Raw genomic sequence first — 15,096 nt, 5'->3', positions numbered from 1 at the left:
GCTAGACGGCGTCCTCGGCTTCGCTCTCGACGGCCAGTTCGCGAAGCGTGTCCTGCAGGCTCCGCGCCCGGTCGGGCGTCAGGCCCGGAATGCGAACGTCGGCGTTCCGGGAACCGGCCGTGTAAACCACGACGCTCGAGAGGCCGAGCACCCGCTCGATCGGGCCGAACTGGGTGTCGACGTGCTGGACGCGGACGAACGGGACGGCGGTCTCGACGAAGGTGACGACGCCGCGCTCCAGATAGAGGGCGTCGTCCTGCAGTTCGAACCGCCAGACCCGATACAGCCGAACGGCGTAGCCGGCACCGAGGAGCAATCCAAGTGCGACGACGCCGACGATTACCGGCATCGGAACAGCTACCTGCCACTGGTCGACGGCGGCGAGGACGACGCCGAGGACGATCGCGGCGAGCGCCCCGCGCGCGATCCAGAGCAGCCTGATGCGTGGATGGAGGGACTCCATACGCATAACGTGTCAATACTGATGGATAAAGCTACGGTTCGGTGAGGATGGCTCGCTCGAGACGAGGCTACCGTCCATTGGTGACATTTAACACACTCTCGGACGAATCGCTCAGGGATGACATCTGACCACCCTAGTACCGACCAGTGGGAGCACGTCGAAATCAGTCGCGACGGTCACGTCGGCCAGATTGCGCTCTCCAGACCCGAGGCGATGAATACGTTCAGCACCGGCCTCGCACGAGATCTCGACGACGCACTCCACGCGTTTGACGAGGCGTCCGAGGTCCGAGCGATCGTCGTCCACGGGGCGGGCGAGACCTTCTCGGCCGGGATCGACCTCTCCGAACACGGCGATTACGGGACCGAGGCGGAATACGAGGAGTGGGTGATGCGGATGGAGGAGCCGTTTCACACCCTGACTGAGATACGAACCCCCGTGATCACCGCGGCTCACGGCCACGCGGCCGCCAACGGAATCGGGCTCGTCGCGGCCTGTGACCTCGCCGTGGCCGCGGAGGGGACCCAGTTCGGCGCGACGGCACCTAAAGTCGGCCTATTCTGTATGGGACCGGCCGTACCGCTGACGACGACCCTCACCAGAAAGCGGTGTCTCGAATTGCTTCTGACCGGAGACCTGATCGACGCTGAGACGGCCCTTGAGTGGGGGCTGCTCAACCGCGTCGTCCCCGAGGGCGAGCACCTCGAGGCGGCCGAGACCCTCGCCGAAACGATCGCATCGAAGAGCCCGATGGCGATCCAATCGGGCAAGGAAACGTTCTACGAGATGGTCGAGATGGAGTACGACGAGGCGCTCGACTATTCGAACGGACGGTTCGCGGCCCTCTGTGTGACCGACGACGCGAACGAGGGCATCGCGGCCTTCCTCGAGGGCGATCCCCTCGCGGCCGACGAGTGGCCGGACCAGTGAGCTACTGATCGGCCTCGAGGTCGTCGTACTCCGCGGGCGTGTACGTCGACAGCTCGAGGGCGTGGATGTCGGTCGTCATGTGCTCGCCGAGGCTGTCGTACACCTGCTGGTGTTGCTGGACCAGCGGCAGGTCCTCGAAGACTGGCGAGACGACCGTGGCGGCGAGATGGTCCTCGTCGTGTTCGTCTCGGGCGTGCGTGACCGTTGCCTCGGCGTCTTCGAGGTTCGACTCGATGAGTTCCTCGACGGCTGCTGGCTTCATATGCGAGGAATACGCCGCTCGCGGCAAAAGCACCGCGGTCTCGGCAGGGGTTGTCGAAGCGTCGCTACTGGGAACGACGGTGCCCGTTCAGAACGGAACGTCGTCCGGCACGTCCGGTCCCGACGCGCTCTCCTCGGCCAGCCCGTCGAAGCCGGTGCTGACGGACACGTGGTCGATCGCGTCGATCTCGGCCGGCAGGCGCTGGCGGATCGCCTGGGTCGTCATCGAACTGACGCCACAGCCGTTGCACGCACCGCTCAGGTTGATCGCGACGCGGCGCTCCTCGAGGTCGAGATCGGTGATCGAGGAGTCGCCGCCGTGCAGTTCGATCTGCGGGAAGTTTCGCCGGAGGAACAGCGATACCGCATCGCGGACGGCGTCTTCGGGGGACTGCTCGGACTCGGACTCGCTCATACCAGGGACCAGGATCTGGAACGGTATATACTGTCGGTCGAGCCGGTTCCGCCTCGAGGCGGCGCGAACGGATTTCGCCGCGAGCCGTCGCCGACGTTTCGAGCCGTCCCGCATCAGTGCCGACCGGATGACGGCGACTTTATGCCGGCTCGAGACGCGCGCTTTGGCTATGTCACTGGCAGCCGAGACGCGCCGAGCGGTCGACCGGCACTCGTTCCTCCGGACCGCGCTGCGGGCCGGCGTCGTCAACTATACCGCCGCCGCTCGCTATCTCGATATCGACGGTGAGCCCGACGCGGTCGCGACGGCGCTGCGCCGGTATGCAGACGAGTTACCGGCCTACGAGACCGACTCTCGAGCGGTTCGAATTCGAATGGAAAGCGGGATCGGCCCGCTCGAGGGCAGCGAGGACGGGGCGGACGTTAGAGGCGCGACCGAAGACGCGCTCGTCACCGTCGGCGGCGCAGCGTTCGGTCCCGACAGTGGCGACCGGACGGCAATCGTCGCGACCGGCGACGTGGAAACGGCTGCGCTCGCCGACGTGCTCGCGCGACTCTCGATCGAGGGGCTTTCGCCGAACGCAGCGGCTGTTGCAGACGGGACGATGGTGGTCGTGGTCGACCGACGCGAGGGGGCGAACGCACTTCGGCTGATCGAGGCAGCGCTCGAGTGCGTCGGCACACGGGACGGCTGACGGGACACGTCACGGCTCGAACGGCAGCGCGTCCAGTAGGTCTTCGTTCTGGTAATCGAGGTGGTCGAGGCGGGGCCCCAGTAGCTCGCGAACGAAAACGACCAGGGGGTTGTCCGCACCGTCACAGACGATCGCTCGCTCTATCATTCCGTCGGCAGCCGTCTCGTCGAGTAGAGCGATCATAAGCTTCTCGCGGTCCGTGAACACGAGCCGGCCGACGGTCGGTCGTTGGCCGGTATCGTTCAGCCAGTCGAGTTGTGGCTCCCAGACCGTCGCCTCCGGCAACTGGGTTCGCGCGAGTTCGCGGACCGTCGAATCGTGGGTCCCCATCGACACTGCGACGCCGCGTCCGATCGCGTCGCGGACACTTTGAATGCACGCTTCTTCGAAGAGATCGGGACTGACGTACATACAGAACAGTTCCTCGTCGGCCTCGTCGACGAGATACCGGCCGTATTCGACCACGTCTTCGCGGTCCTCGAGTATGCCGACGGTGTCGTCGGTCGCGGCCGTTCCGGCTTCGAAACACGAGAGCAGTTCGTCGATCATCTCGAGTTCCAGCCATTCGGCGCTGACCGACGGATACGTTTCGTACGACACGACGTTCGTCTCGGGGTCGTAGTTGATGAGCCCGACCTCGTCGAGTCGCGGTAATTCCTTGTGGTGCAGCGACAGCGTCACTCGCTGGCGGTCGATGTCGGCGGTCCCGAACGCATCGCTCTCGGCGAGTCGTTCGGCGAGTTCAGTGACGGCGAGCGATCGCGCAGCGTCGTTGAGGATCGACAGAATGGCCCGATTTCGACGCTCGGCGATGAGACGGATCACCCGGTCCTCGTGGGAGTCCATACGGGTCTGTTCCGGAATCGCGCACTTAATTGCTAGGGACCAGCCGATTAGTTCAGTTTCGTCCACCGAACCGATCAGCCGATACCGTCCGGGTCAGGCGACCGACGGTCTCGTTCACCGCCGAGCCAGACGGCGTCGCGGGTTGGCACGTACTCGATCCGTCGGCAAGGACGGAAAAGAGGTTCTGACGAACCCGTCCGACTCGCAGTACGCGGGCGAACGCGGCGCTCGAGCGCCATCACATCGTTTAACTTTCGTCCGGGCGAAGCGAGCGTACTCATAATGACCCTGCACGTGACGAACACGTTGACGGGCGAGAAAGAGCCGTTCGAGCCGCAGGACCCCGAGAACGTTCTCCTGTACTACTGCGGCCTGACGGTCTCTGACCCGCCCCATCTGGGCCACGCGCGGTCGTGGGTTCACGTCGACGTCATGCACCGCTGGCTCGAGCACCTCGGCTACGACGTGCGTCACGTCGAGAACTTCACCGACGTCAACGAGAAGATCGTCGCCCGCGTCGGCGAAGACGACCTCGGCGACAGCGAGAGCGAGGTCGCCGAGAGCTACGTTCAGCGGACGATCGAGGACATGCGCTCGCTGAACCTCCGCCGGGCGGAGGTCTACCCCCGCGTCTCCGAGCACGTTCCGGAGATCATCGACCTCGTGGAGACCTTACTCGAGAAAGGCTACGCCTACGAGTCGAACGGCTCGGTCTACTTCGACGTGACCGGCTTCGACGACTACGGCAAACTCTCGAATCAGGAACTCGACGAGATCGAATCACAGGGCGACCCCGACGAGCGCTCCGAGAAGCGCAACTCGGCCGACTTCGCACTCTGGAAGGCCGGCGGCGTCGATCCCGAGGCCATCGAAGAGCACCGCCACGAGGGCGCTGTGCCCGCCGATGAGGCCTGCGAGACGGCCCTCACGTGGGACTCGCCGTGGGGCGAGGGCCGGCCCGGCTGGCACATCGAGTGCTCGGCGATGAGCATGACCCACCTCGGCGAGACCCTCGACATCCACGTCGGCGGCCGCGATCTGGTCTTTCCCCACCACGAAAACGAGATCGCCCAGTCCGAAGCCGCGACGGACCACGAGTTCGCGACGTACTGGCTCCACTGCGAACTGTTCCAGATGGACGACGAGAAGATGTCCTCGAGTCTGGGCAACTTCGTCACGGTCGACGAAGCGGTCGATCGCTGGGGGACGAATATCGTGCGGACGTTCCTCACGGCCGGCTCGTACAACAGCAAACAGCTCTACTCCGACGAGACGATCGCCGAGGCCGAGGAGCGCTGGGATCGCTTAGAACGGGGCTACGAGGCGGCCGTCGAGGCGCTCGACTCGCCCGCCGCGAGTTCGAAGGCCGACGACGGGAGGCTCCGCGACGAAGTCGACGGCGCGCGCGAGGCGTTCGCGACCGCGATGAACGACGACTTCAATACCCGAGAAGCGCAGTCCGCGCTGCTGTCGGTCGTCACGGCGGTCAACCGCCACCTCGAGTCGGTCGACGCCAACACCGAGGGCGACGCCGACGAGGGGAGCGACGATAGCCCGGCGAGCTACGATTATCGGGGCCTCCGACGGGCCGTCGAGACCCTCGAGGAATTGGGCGGCGTACTCGGTCTCTCCTTTACGGGCGACACGACCGGCACCGCGGCGCTTGCGGGCGACGTAGTCGATCTCCTTCTCGAGGTGCGCGAGCGCGAGCGAGCGGCGGGCAACTACGAGCGCGCCGACGAGTTGCGCGACGAGCTCGCGGCGCTCGGCATCGAAGTGCAAGACACGGACGACGGGGCGACCTATCGGCTGCCGTCGAGCGAGTGAGCGGCGAGCGAACGCCGTCGCGCGTCTCCGTGGTCACGGCCGTGACGGCCGGCTCCGAGTATCGGAGGACCAGAGAACGGGTTGAGACAGAACGGATCGAGACGGAACACAACGGAGCGTCGATCGACCGGGCTCAGAGCCCGATCGCGCTGGCGACCGAGAGCCCGCTGGCGAGTGCGCCGAGCAGATACCCACCGATCGCGCCCCCGTTGAGTAACGGCAACCCGGCGTGTGCGCGACCCTCGAGGACCATGCGCATCAGGACAAGGAGGCCGACGATCGTCCCGAGCAACGCGCCGAGCGCGGGCAGGTTCAACGCGAGCATCGGGACCGCGATCGTTCCGACGTCGAGGAACGAGGCCGCGCTAGCGACGAGCACCGTCGGAATAACGGCGTCGCCCAGGCCGACGAACAGGGCATCCCGGTCGAACGCGTCAGAACTCGAGTCGTCCTCGTCGCTATCTGCGGCGGTCTCCGCGTTCGCAGCGGCGCTCGCGTCGGTACTACCGTCGGTTTCGCCGGCCGGCCGGCCGCCGTCGTTCTCGAGTACGTCCTCGGTGCTGCCGGCTGCGAGGTAGGAGTAGGAGAGCGTCGTCGGAATGACGAAGACGACGGGGATCTTGAGGTCCATCACGCCTTCCGCGAGGTCGAGCATGTGTTCGGTGCCATAGACGCTGATGGCGTCGTAGACGGCCAACACCGAGAGCAACAGCAGGGCCGGCAGGAGGCCGAAGCTGATCCCGAACATGGCGGCCGCACCGGCACCCATCAACACCCCGGCACTGTCGATGACGTACCACTCGGGATAGAGCAACAGCGCGGCTCCGACGGCCAGCGAAGCGGCGATCGTGAGGCCGCTCGCAACGCCGTCCGAGACGAACGGCGAGACCAGCGGCGGCACGAGTTCGGCGAAGACGTACCACGATATCATCACGCTGACGCCGACGAGGAGGAGTCTGATGAGCGAATCGAGGTCGTATTTGAACGCCGCGAGCATGAGCCCGGTCGCGACGAGCATGAGCCCGACGTAGAGGAAACTGTTAGCCGGATTCTGTGGGTTCTCGACGGCCTGTCGGCCGGATTCGTCGAAGGGTTCGACCAGCGCCAGTGAACCGAGCTGGACGCCGAGAAACAGCAGTACCGTCAATCCCACGGCGGCAAGGACCCGAGTCCGGTCGTTCATAACGCGGCGTTTGCACCCCGCTCCTATTGGTTTTTCCACTCCGACCTGAAAGCGAAGATTTCGGCCGTTTCGCGCCGAGGCATCGCAGATGACGGGAGCGCTATCGCGCGTACAGCGTCGACCCGACCAGCGACGGCAGATGCACGCCGTCGTCCGGCGTCACCGCCAGATACGGCCGCGAAACGGGCCCGAAGACGTCGACGACGCGGCCCACCTCCTCAAGGGAGTCGTCGAGGACCGGCGTCCCGATCTCGTCGCGGTGGACGTCGATAGCGTCCGCGCCGCCGTCGTCACCCGCGCTATCGCCGTCCGCCTCGTCCGCGCGTAAGACGGCGAGTCCCTGTGCGGTACGTACGACCGCGCCGACCCGGCGCATCTCACTCGCGCATCGCGACGACGTACGCCGCGACGGCTTGTACGAGGTCGTTTTTCGACGAGTCGTCGGCCCCGCGAACGACGACTCGGCCGCGGTCGGCCCAGTGCTCTCGCGAGTAGGCCTTGTCCCGCTCGATCGTGGCGTCGTACCCGATCTGCTGGACGGCCTTCGCGATCTCGTCGACCGTCGGTTCCTCGACCGCCAGGTCCTCCGACACGCGTCGGCCCTCGGCCCTCGAGAGGGTCGCATCGAGATAGGCGGGCCAGATGACGTTCTCGACCATGCGTTTTCCTGAGTGGTCATGCGAGTAAACGCTTTTCAAAGCGAGACGGTGGCTCGAACGAAATGGCGGCTAGCGAAAGTTCGGCTTGAGGCTATCGTCGGCGGGCGACGAAACCGGTGGCGGCCAGCAAGGCGACGGTAGCCGCGGGAACACTGAATCCGGGGATGGCGTTCTCGGTGCTGCTGTCATCGGCCGATTCGTTGCTCGTCGAATTACCCTCGTCGCTGTACGTCTCGTCGACGGCCTCGAGGTCGGCTTCGATCTCGGCGTACACCTCGGGGTGAACCTGCTTGACAATTTCCTCGATTGCGTAGACCACGTTCGGTCCAGGCTGGCTCATCGCGTTGTCATTGACGGCGACCGTGTTACCTTCCTGCATGGCCGTCGTCGCCTGTAGGCTGTCCGCCATCGGTGGCGAGGTCCACTGTTCCTTATCGGGGTAGATGATCCATTTCGGATCTTCGTTGACGATGACTTCCGTATTCATCTGTACCCAGCTGGTTTGGCCAGTCGACGCGGCGAGGTTCGTGAGTCCCGCCGTGGTGAGCACGTCGTGCTGGAACGTCTTCGATCCGAAGGTCGAACCGCCCGGACCGCTCGCGTAGTACGCAAGCGGTTTCGACTCATTTTCGAGCGCGTTCTCGAAGACCTCGAGTCGCTCGTTCATCCACTGGATCGTCTCTTCGGCCCCCGCGCAGTGGCCCATCACCTCGCCGGTCACGCGGACATTTTCGCGAACGTCGTCGAACGAGTTCGCGGTATCGAGGACGACGACCGTGATGCCGGCGTTCTCGAGCGTGTCGAGGAGATCCTGATTGTACATGGCGATGTTCGCGGCGAGGACGACATCCGGATTCAGCGAGACGATCTTCTCGGCGACGGGCGTAACGCCGTCGTCCGTGGTGATGTCGGTTCGGTCACCGGCCTCGAGCGACTCGGTGTACTTGCTGACTGGCATCCCGACGACTTTCCCCTCGGCACCGATCGAATAGGCGAGTTGTGCATCGCCCGGATAGAGCGTCACGACGGACTGGGGTTCGCTCTCGATCGTGACGTTCTCACCGGTCGCGTCAGAGATCGTAAGCGGATACTCACACTGGGCGGCCGACTCCTGTACAGTGGTCCCCGTCGCAGCGCCCGCGGTGACTGCTGCGGGACCGATCGCAGAAACGGCCAGTAAAACGGCTAACAAAACGGTCAATTGCGTTCGCATTGTATGGCGACGTGCACCCTACTTCAACAAATACTTGGCTACTACAAGCGAGGTTGAGGATATGGACCGACCGGTCCGGACAGCGGTGTGGTCGACGGGCCTCGGGGTACTGCTCGTCACCGTCGTCGTGGGAAGCGCCGCGCTCGGACCGGTCCGAATCGAACCCCTGACGGTCGCGATGGCGATCCTGAACGCGATCGCCGTCCCGTCGGGCCTCGAGCTCGGAACCAGGACCCTGCCGGTACTCGGCTGGTCCGTTCCGGTTCCCGGCCTTGAGTACGCGTCCGTCTTCTCGTTTGAGGTTCCACAGACACACCAGTACATCGTAACGCAGATGCGACTTCCTCGTATCGTCCTCGCGGCGACGGTTGGCTTCGCGCTCGCCGCCGCGGGGACGGTGATGCAGGGATTCTTCCGGAATCCGCTCGCCGATCCCTCGATCATCGGCGTCTCGTCCGGTGCCGCGGCCGGCGCAGTCGCGGCGATCGCCTTTCCCGCGCTCGTCCCATTCGATAGCCTCCACCTCGCCGCGTTCGTCGGCGCACTTGTGACCGCGTTTTTCGTCTACGCGATCGCCACCGAGGGCGGCCACACTCCGGTTGCGACGCTGTTACTCGCGGGAGTCGCTATCCAGGCGTTTCTCGGTGCCATGATCTCGTACATGCTCATCCATAGCGGCGACGGACTGAGAGCGGCGATCGTCTGGCTGATGGGGAGTCTGCGAGATAAGGGATGGAGCGACGTTGAGTTCGCGCTTCCCGTCGCTCTCCTCGGCGTGCTCGTGTTGGGTGCATACGCACGCGAACTCAACGTGCTCTTGCTCGGCGAGGAGGACGCACGCCACCTCGGCGTCGAAGTCGAGCGAACCAAGCTGCTGTTGCTCGCGTTGGCGAGCATCGTCACCGCCGCCGGCGTCGCCGTCACCGGCGTTATCGGCTTCGTTGGCCTCGTCGTCCCCCATATCATGCGGCTGCTGGTCGGCCCGGACCACCGCGTTCTGTTTCCGACGAGCGCCCTCGCAGGTGCCTCCTTTCTGGTCGTCACCGACACGCTCGCGCGGTGGCCGGCCGGGCCGACCGAAGTTCCCGTCGGCATCGTCACCGCGGCGCTCGGCGCACCGTTCTTCCTGTTCCTGCTGACCCGTCGGGAGGTACACGCCGTATGACCGAGTTCGACCGAGACGGCGACCGAACCGACGACAGTGCCGATACCGAGGATCGATCGAGCCCCGATCCGGCGACGATCACCGTCACCGACTGCTCGCTCGCGTTCGGCGATCTCGAGGTGCTCGAGGGAATTTCGCTCACCGTCGATCCCGGCGAGTTCGTCGGGATCGTCGGCCCCAACGGGGCCGGGAAGACGACTCTGCTTCGGCTTATCAGCGGGGCGCTCGAGCCCGATTCGGGGATGGTGACGATCGACGGGGTCGACGTACACGACGTCTCCTCGAAACGCTCGAGCCGGCTCGTCTCGGTCGTCCCCCAGGACACGACGCTGTCGTTTTCGTTCCCGGTTCGGGACGTGGTCGAGATGGGGCGACACCCCCACCGCTCGCGGTTCTCGTCGCCGACGTCCGAGGACCGGAACGCGGTCGAGCGCGCCGTAGAACGGACTCGCACCGCCGAACTGGCTGACCGGCCGATCGACGAGGTCAGCGGCGGCCAGCGCCAGCGGGTCGTCCTCGCGCGGGCGATCGCTCAGGAGACGCCGGTCATGCTGCTCGACGAGCCGACGGCGAGCCTCGACGTGAACCATCAGGTCGAAACGCTCGAGTTGGTCCGCGAGCTGGTCGACGAGGGCCGGACCGTGGTCGCGGCGATCCACGACCTCGATCTGGCGGCGCGGTACTGCGATCGGCTGGTGATGCTTTCCGGCGGGCGGGTCGCCGAGGACGGCGCGCCGTCGACGGTGTTGACCAGCGAGACGCTCGCCGCCTCCTTCGACGCGAACGCGGTGGTCACGCCGAACCCGGTGACCGGTGCCGAGACGGTGACCGCGCTGGCGGACGCCCGCGGGCACGAGCGGGAGTCGCTGCCAGAGCGGGTTCACGTGCTGGGAACCGGAGCCGCCGCTGCCGGCGTCGTCGCCAGACTCGAGGCCGCGGGGGTCGAGGTGACGCTCGGCCCGGTCTCGAGCGGCGACGCCGCGGCCGAGACGGCCCGGTCGCTCGGCGTCGAGGCGATCGAAGTCGACCCGTTTGCGCGGCGTTCCGCCGAGGATCGAGCCGAGGGAGCGCGGCTGATTCGCGAGGCCGACGTGACCGTGCTGGCCGATCTCGTCCTCGGTGCGGACGACCAGCCCATGCTGGACGCGCTCGAGGCGATGGACGCGCTGGCCGTCGTCGAGACGCGGCCGTTGGCGGAGCGCAACTTCGCTGGATCGGCCGCTCGAACGCGCTACGACGCGTGTCGAACGCGAGCGGTAGAGGCGACGCCGGAAACGGTACTCGAAGCGGTCGCCGCGGCGGATGCGAACCGCTCGCGGTCACGGTCGGCGACCGAGTCGGTCGACGCCGACGACTGACCGCGCTCGAGGTGGCGAGAACCCCGGGCACCGCATCCGCCGCGGGCGACCCGGACTGGACGGTTTTTTACCCCTCCGCCTCCGAGTGGCCGCCAATGACCGAGTACGATTACGAGGCCCTCGGACTCGTCGCCGGGCTGGAGATCCACCAGCAACTCGATACGGCGACGAAGCTGTTCTGTCAGTGTCCGACCGAACTCCGCGAGCCCGAGGAGTCGGTGCGCTCGTTCACCCGGTATCTCCACCCTACCCGGAGCGAACTGGGCGAACTCGACGACGCCGCCGTCGAAGAGAGCATGGTCGAACGCGAGTTCGAGTACCTCGCCTACGATACGACCTGTCTCGTCGAGGAGGACGACGAGCCACCCCACGAGTTGGACGACGAGGCGCTCGAGACGGCTCTCGAGGTCGCCCAGTTGATGGATATGAGCCCCGTCGATCAGGCCCACGTGATGCGCAAAATCGTCGTCGACGGCTCGAACACGACGGGCTTCCAGCGCTCGTCGCTGATCGCCACCGACGGCGAGATCGAGACGGCCGACGGCCCGGTCGGGATCGAGGATCTGCTCTTGGAGGAGGAGAGCGCCCAGCGCGTCGAGGAGACAGACGACGGGGTCCGTTACAGCCTCGATCGACTGGGGATTCCGCTGGTCGAAATCGGCACCAGTCCCGACATCTCGACGCCCGAACAGGCCCTCGAGGCGGCCGAGCGGATCGGGATGCTGCTTCGCTCGACGGGCAAGGTCAAGCGCGGCCTGGGGACGATCCGCCAGGACGTCAACGTCTCCATCGAAGAGGGCGCACGCGTCGAGATCAAGGGCGTCCAGAGTCTCGACGACATCGACGACATCGTCCGCAACGAGGTGGCCCGGCAGGTCGAACTCGTCGAGATTCGAGACGAACTCGTCGAGCGCGAGGCCTCGGTCGGCGAGGTACGGGACGTGACCGAGGTCTTCGCGGACACCGACAGCGGCGTCATCGGCGGCGCGCTCAGTTCGGGCGGCTCCGTGATGGCCGTTCCGCTGTACGGCTTCGACGGCCTCGTGGGTCGAGAGATTGCCCCCGATCGCCGGCTGGGAACCGAGTTTTCCGATCACGCGAAACGCCACGGCGCGGGCGGGATCTTCCACACCGACGAACTGCCGGCCTACGGGGTCACGGAGGCGGAAGTTGCGGAGTTGCGAGATGCAGTCGGTGCGGAGTCCGAGGACGCCGTCGCCATCGTCGCCGCCGACACCGACATCGCGGAGACGGCGATCGACGCCGTGGCCGAGCGCGCGGGAACCGCGCTCGAGGGCGTCCCCGAAGAGACCCGCGGCGCGAACGACGACGGGACGACCCGCTATCTGCGGCCGCTACCCGGTGCGGCGCGGATGTACCCCGAGACGGACGTGCCGCCCGTCGAACCGGATCCGAGCGAGGTCCCCGAACCCGAGTTGCTGACCGAGAAGGTCGAGCGCTATCAGGACGAGTACGACCTCGGCGAGGGACTGGCCGAGCAGGTCGCCTACGGCGAATACATGCCACTATTCGAGGACGTGGTCGCCGACGGCGTCTCTGCGAGCGACGCGAGCGGAGGCTCGTCGGACCCGTCCGGCGGCGTCGATCCGACGCTCGCGGCGACGACGCTCGAGTCGACGCTGACCGAACTCCGGCGCGACGACGTGCCGGTCGATACGCTGACCGACGAGCACCTGATGGATGTCCTCGAGCTGGTCGAGGACGGCGACGTACCGAACGAGGGCGTGCCGGATCTCCTGACGGCCCTCGCGACGGACCCTGATCGAACCGCCGAGGAGGCGGCCGAGGAGGCCGGCCTCGGCGGGGCCGACGAGGAGGAGGTCCGCGAGGCCGTCGTCGAGGTCGTCGAGCGCAACGAAGCGCAAGTCGAAGACGAGGGCATGCAGGCCTTCTCGGGGCTCATGGGCGAGTGCATGGGCGCGCTACGTGGGAAGGCCGACGGCGACCTCGTGAGCGAACTCCTCCGCGAGGAGATCCAGAAACGAGCCTGATCGTCGCAGTCGAGAGCCGTCCTCGATTGCCGGTCGTGATTCGAATCGCCTGAGGACCGTTCGTCTTCCGCGGCGGACAGTCACTCAGCGCGGGTAGATACGGCTATCTGCGCCGTCGAAAACCTTTATCACCACGAGCGTTGCCCGGTCACGTGACCAATGACCGAAACGACCGACACCGACACAGCGGCGCTTACAGCGGTTTGCCACGTTCGCGCACCGCTCTTGCTCGAGCCCGTCGACGAGCAAATCGAGACTCTGCAGGTCTGCGAGGACGAGGGTGCGGTCGACGAGCTGCTGTTACGGAGTTGGCCCAAGGAGGTCGCGCTCTCCGAGGAAAGTCCCTACCAGGAGGTCATCGAGCAGTACGAGCGGTTCGAGGCGTGGGCCAACGAGCGCGACGTGAGCGTTCGCCCGCCGTTCCGCGAGCGCTCGACGACGTCGCAGGTGACCGGGACGACCCGAGAACGGCTCGTGACACCGTTGCTATGTCTCGAGCTCTACGCCGACGACGAACTGCTCGGCGTCTTTCCCCATACGAACGAGGCGACCGACGAGACGTACACGACCGACGACGCGATCGCCACGCTCCGCACCGGCGAGGTACCGGCCCCGCTCGGGTCGCCCAGCACGACCGCCGACGTCGACGAATCGTCGACGCCGAACACCTGTCCGGACTGCGGCGGCGCGCTGGTCGATGGCCAGGGGCTGTTCGCCTGTGGTGACTGCGGTTGGCTCGGGACGGTGTCCAACGCCGGCCAGTACCGGTCTCGTTCGGAAACGACGGTCGACGAGCCCGAAGCGTCGCGGACGAACACGCAGTAACCGTCTCCGGCGAGTACTCGCCTGCGTCTGTCGAACCCGTTCGGCGTCCGGTCGAGGAGCTACTCCGTGGCGAAACTTCCGCCGTACTTTGCGTCGACGCTGATTGTCGACCCGTCGCGTGCGAACGCCACCGTGTCGGCGTCCGCGTCTCCCCCCAGCGAGGACTTGAGGCGAGCGCGATCGACAAGGTCCGCGGTATTGTAGGTAACGACGGCCTGTGCCGTCGCGGTACCCCCCGAAACCCCAAGATGCTGGTGGACACCGCGTGCGCCCTCGAACGCGCCGAAGGCGAACTGGAGCCCCTCACTATCGCTCGCCTGATCGTTCGAAAGGGTCTCCGATGCAAACTGCTCGTTGGCGGTGTACAGACAACAGGCGATCCCGCCGTTCTTGCCGGCGCGAAGGAGGCGCTCGAAGTCGTCGTCGGCCTCGTGTTTCGGCTGTCGGTCGCCGGCCGCCGTCGCGACCGTCCGCTCGACTGCGGCGACCGGATCGAACGACGAATCGCTTCCGTTCGGGTAGGAGTACGCGAACACGTTGTCCGTCACGCCGACGATCTCGTCGCTACCGTCGTCGGCGTAGACCGCGTAGGCGTCCCCCTCGGACTCGAGGGTGTAGCCCGCGTCCTCGAGGTCGGCCGCGAGCGCGTCGCGGTCGTACGAGCCGACGAGCGCGTAGACGCCGTCCGCATAGACGAACTGCTCCTCACCGTCCGCCGTCTCGTTGTTGCCGTTGTACGCGTCGAACCCGGCCGAAGAGCCGAGCAGCCGAAGTCCGAACGCAGCGAGCAGTGCGACGACGACCGGGTTGCCCACGAGCGGGTCCGTCGGCTCCTGACCCGATTCCGCGCCCTCGTCTTGCAACAGCGTGTACATCGTCTCAACACCGATCGCGCCGTAGAAATACGACGAGCCATCGGTCGTCGGCAGTATCGAGGCGTACGACGGGAGGTCGCCCTCGAGCGAGGAGTCTGAACCGCTCGCGTCGTCACCGCCATCGGTGCCGTTGCCGTCGTCGGTTCCGTCGGACGTGTCCGAACAGCCGGCTAGAAACGCCATGCTCGCTCCCAGCATCCCCAGCGCTGTCCGTCGGCGAAAGTCGGTCATCTCGTGGTGCTGGAGACTGCGGCCATATGATCGTGGCGGCCTCGTGATGGGTCGCCGACACCCCGTCCCCGTCGCGACCGCCGACATCACGGCGTGGGGTCTAGGCACACAATCCGAACCGAGCCTCGAGCCGGCGACG

The 15,096-nt window shown here is 66.2% G+C and carries 16 protein-coding genes; 7 read left to right on the top strand and 9 right to left on the bottom strand.

Going from position 1 to position 15,096, the window contains the following annotated elements; translation table 11 throughout:
• Position 1: 1 nt before the first annotated feature.
• Positions 2-463, bottom strand: a complete 462-nt coding sequence (locus ACJ70B_RS01615) for a PH domain-containing protein (protein ID WP_408958669.1) — start codon at positions 461-463, stop codon at positions 2-4.
• A gap of 117 nt (positions 464-580) precedes the next feature.
• On the opposite strand from ACJ70B_RS01615, the gene ACJ70B_RS01610 reads away from it, so the two are divergent.
• Positions 581-1,393, top strand: a complete 813-nt coding sequence (locus ACJ70B_RS01610; RefSeq protein ID WP_408958668.1) for an enoyl-CoA hydratase/isomerase family protein — start codon at positions 581-583, stop codon at positions 1,391-1,393.
• Between the two features lies 1 nt (position 1,394).
• Here ACJ70B_RS01610 and ACJ70B_RS01605 read toward each other — a convergent pair whose 3' ends face one another.
• Both ACJ70B_RS01605 and ACJ70B_RS01600 read right to left on the bottom strand, forming a co-directional pair.
• Complete coding sequence (locus ACJ70B_RS01605) at positions 1,395-1,655, bottom strand: BolA family protein (protein ID WP_408958667.1); 261 nt, start codon at positions 1,653-1,655, stop codon at positions 1,395-1,397.
• 87 nt (positions 1,656-1,742) lie between these two features.
• Positions 1,743-2,069 (bottom strand): NifU family protein, encoded by a 327-nt coding sequence (locus ACJ70B_RS01600; protein ID WP_408958666.1) that lies wholly within the window; start codon positions 2,067-2,069, stop codon positions 1,743-1,745.
• A 169-nt stretch (positions 2,070-2,238) separates the two neighbouring features.
• Here ACJ70B_RS01600 and ACJ70B_RS01595 point away from each other — a divergent pair, with 169 nt between their 5' ends.
• Positions 2,239-2,763: a hypothetical protein gene (locus ACJ70B_RS01595; RefSeq protein ID WP_408958665.1), complete on the top strand. Its 525-nt coding sequence runs from the start codon at positions 2,239-2,241 to the stop codon at positions 2,761-2,763.
• Between the two features lie 9 nt (positions 2,764-2,772).
• Here the strand turns inward: ACJ70B_RS01595 and ACJ70B_RS01590 are convergent, their stop codons facing one another.
• Entirely contained in the window at positions 2,773-3,609 is an 837-nt protein-coding gene (locus ACJ70B_RS01590; protein WP_408958664.1) for an ArsR family transcriptional regulator, read from the bottom strand.
• A 282-nt stretch (positions 3,610-3,891) separates the two neighbouring features.
• Here ACJ70B_RS01590 and cysS point away from each other — a divergent pair, with 282 nt between their 5' ends.
• Positions 3,892-5,436, top strand: coding sequence for a cysteine--tRNA ligase (cysS, locus tag ACJ70B_RS01585; protein WP_408958663.1), 1,545 nt, complete (start codon positions 3,892-3,894; stop codon positions 5,434-5,436).
• Between the two features lie 133 nt (positions 5,437-5,569).
• On the opposite strand, the gene ACJ70B_RS01580 is transcribed toward cysS, so the two are convergent.
• The 4 genes from ACJ70B_RS01580 to ACJ70B_RS01565 form a co-directional block, all read right to left on the bottom strand.
• Positions 5,570-6,619: a presenilin family intramembrane aspartyl protease PSH gene (locus tag ACJ70B_RS01580; RefSeq protein ID WP_408958662.1), complete on the bottom strand. Its 1,050-nt coding sequence runs from the start codon at positions 6,617-6,619 to the stop codon at positions 5,570-5,572.
• Between the two features lie 100 nt (positions 6,620-6,719).
• Positions 6,720-6,995 carry an H/ACA ribonucleoprotein complex subunit GAR1 gene (locus ACJ70B_RS01575; RefSeq protein WP_408958661.1) on the bottom strand — a complete coding sequence of 92 codons (276 nt, stop codon included), beginning with the start codon at positions 6,993-6,995 and terminating at the stop codon, positions 6,720-6,722.
• 1 nt (position 6,996) lies between these two features.
• On the bottom strand, positions 6,997-7,278 hold the full coding sequence (gene srp19 / locus ACJ70B_RS01570; RefSeq protein WP_310908533.1) for a signal recognition particle subunit SRP19: 282 nt from the start codon (positions 7,276-7,278) through the stop codon (positions 6,997-6,999).
• 91 nt (positions 7,279-7,369) lie between these two features.
• Positions 7,370-8,491, bottom strand: a complete 1,122-nt coding sequence (locus tag ACJ70B_RS01565) for a PGF-CTERM-anchored ABC transporter substrate-binding protein (RefSeq protein WP_408958660.1) — start codon at positions 8,489-8,491, stop codon at positions 7,370-7,372.
• Between the two features lie 61 nt (positions 8,492-8,552).
• Here ACJ70B_RS01565 and btuC point away from each other — a divergent pair, with 61 nt between their 5' ends.
• The 4 genes from btuC to ACJ70B_RS01545 all read left to right on the top strand — a co-directional run bounded on the left by btuC (position 8,553) and on the right by ACJ70B_RS01545 (position 13,851).
• The gene (btuC, locus tag ACJ70B_RS01560) at positions 8,553-9,656 is read left to right on the top strand and encodes a vitamin B12 ABC transporter permease BtuC (RefSeq protein ID WP_408958659.1); all 1,104 of its coding nucleotides are present in this window, start codon (positions 8,553-8,555) and stop codon (positions 9,654-9,656) included.
• Positions 9,653-11,014, top strand: a complete 1,362-nt coding sequence (locus ACJ70B_RS01555; RefSeq protein ID WP_408958658.1) for a heme ABC transporter ATP-binding protein — start codon at positions 9,653-9,655, stop codon at positions 11,012-11,014. Before btuC ends, ACJ70B_RS01555 begins: the two co-directional genes overlap by 4 nt.
• Before the next feature lie 95 nt (positions 11,015-11,109).
• A complete protein-coding gene (gene gatE / locus ACJ70B_RS01550; protein WP_408958657.1) occupies positions 11,110-13,026 on the top strand; it encodes a Glu-tRNA(Gln) amidotransferase subunit GatE in 1,917 nt (638 codons plus the stop codon).
• A gap of 159 nt (positions 13,027-13,185) precedes the next feature.
• Complete coding sequence (locus tag ACJ70B_RS01545; RefSeq protein ID WP_408958656.1) at positions 13,186-13,851, top strand: HTH domain-containing protein; 666 nt, start codon at positions 13,186-13,188, stop codon at positions 13,849-13,851.
• A 59-nt stretch (positions 13,852-13,910) separates the two neighbouring features.
• Here ACJ70B_RS01545 and ACJ70B_RS01540 read toward each other — a convergent pair whose 3' ends face one another.
• Complete coding sequence (locus ACJ70B_RS01540) at positions 13,911-14,957, bottom strand: hypothetical protein (protein ID WP_408958655.1); 1,047 nt, start codon at positions 14,955-14,957, stop codon at positions 13,911-13,913.
• Positions 14,958-15,096: the final 139 nt, after the last annotated feature.

Source organism: Natrinema sp. 74, from assembly GCF_046097095.1.
In the GTDB taxonomy this organism is placed as follows: Archaea; Halobacteriota; Halobacteria; order Halobacteriales; family Natrialbaceae; genus Natrinema.
The sequence above is the reverse complement of the archived record's forward strand: the minus strand, read 5'-3'. Positions and strand labels throughout refer to the sequence as shown.

Bases quoted from the DNA above. Each gene is read 5' to 3' on its own strand.
- ACJ70B_RS01615 (WP_408958669.1), bottom strand. From the start codon at position 463: ATGGAGTCCCTCCATCCACGCATCAGGCTGCTCTGGATCGCGCGCGGG.
- ACJ70B_RS01610 (WP_408958668.1), top strand. From the start codon at position 581: ATGACATCTGACCACCCTAGTACCGACCAGTGGGAGCACGTCGAAATC.
- ACJ70B_RS01605 (WP_408958667.1), bottom strand. From the start codon at position 1,655: ATGAAGCCAGCAGCCGTCGAGGAACTCATCGAGTCGAACCTCGAAGAC.
- ACJ70B_RS01600 (WP_408958666.1), bottom strand. From the start codon at position 2,069: ATGAGCGAGTCCGAGTCCGAGCAGTCCCCCGAAGACGCCGTCCGCGAT.
- ACJ70B_RS01595 (WP_408958665.1), top strand. From the start codon at position 2,239: ATGTCACTGGCAGCCGAGACGCGCCGAGCGGTCGACCGGCACTCGTTC.
- ACJ70B_RS01590 (WP_408958664.1), bottom strand. From the start codon at position 3,609: ATGGACTCCCACGAGGACCGGGTGATCCGTCTCATCGCCGAGCGTCGA.
- cysS (WP_408958663.1), top strand. From the start codon at position 3,892: ATGACCCTGCACGTGACGAACACGTTGACGGGCGAGAAAGAGCCGTTC.
- ACJ70B_RS01580 (WP_408958662.1), bottom strand. From the start codon at position 6,619: ATGAACGACCGGACTCGGGTCCTTGCCGCCGTGGGATTGACGGTACTG.
- ACJ70B_RS01575 (WP_408958661.1), bottom strand. From the start codon at position 6,995: ATGCGCCGGGTCGGCGCGGTCGTACGTACCGCACAGGGACTCGCCGTC.
- srp19 (WP_310908533.1), bottom strand. From the start codon at position 7,278: ATGGTCGAGAACGTCATCTGGCCCGCCTATCTCGATGCGACCCTCTCG.
- ACJ70B_RS01565 (WP_408958660.1), bottom strand. From the start codon at position 8,491: ATGCGAACGCAATTGACCGTTTTGTTAGCCGTTTTACTGGCCGTTTCT.
- btuC (WP_408958659.1), top strand. From the start codon at position 8,553: ATGGACCGACCGGTCCGGACAGCGGTGTGGTCGACGGGCCTCGGGGTA.
- ACJ70B_RS01555 (WP_408958658.1), top strand. From the start codon at position 9,653: ATGACCGAGTTCGACCGAGACGGCGACCGAACCGACGACAGTGCCGAT.
- gatE (WP_408958657.1), top strand. From the start codon at position 11,110: ATGACCGAGTACGATTACGAGGCCCTCGGACTCGTCGCCGGGCTGGAG.
- ACJ70B_RS01545 (WP_408958656.1), top strand. From the start codon at position 13,186: ATGACCGAAACGACCGACACCGACACAGCGGCGCTTACAGCGGTTTGC.
- ACJ70B_RS01540 (WP_408958655.1), bottom strand. From the start codon at position 14,957: ATGACCGACTTTCGCCGACGGACAGCGCTGGGGATGCTGGGAGCGAGC.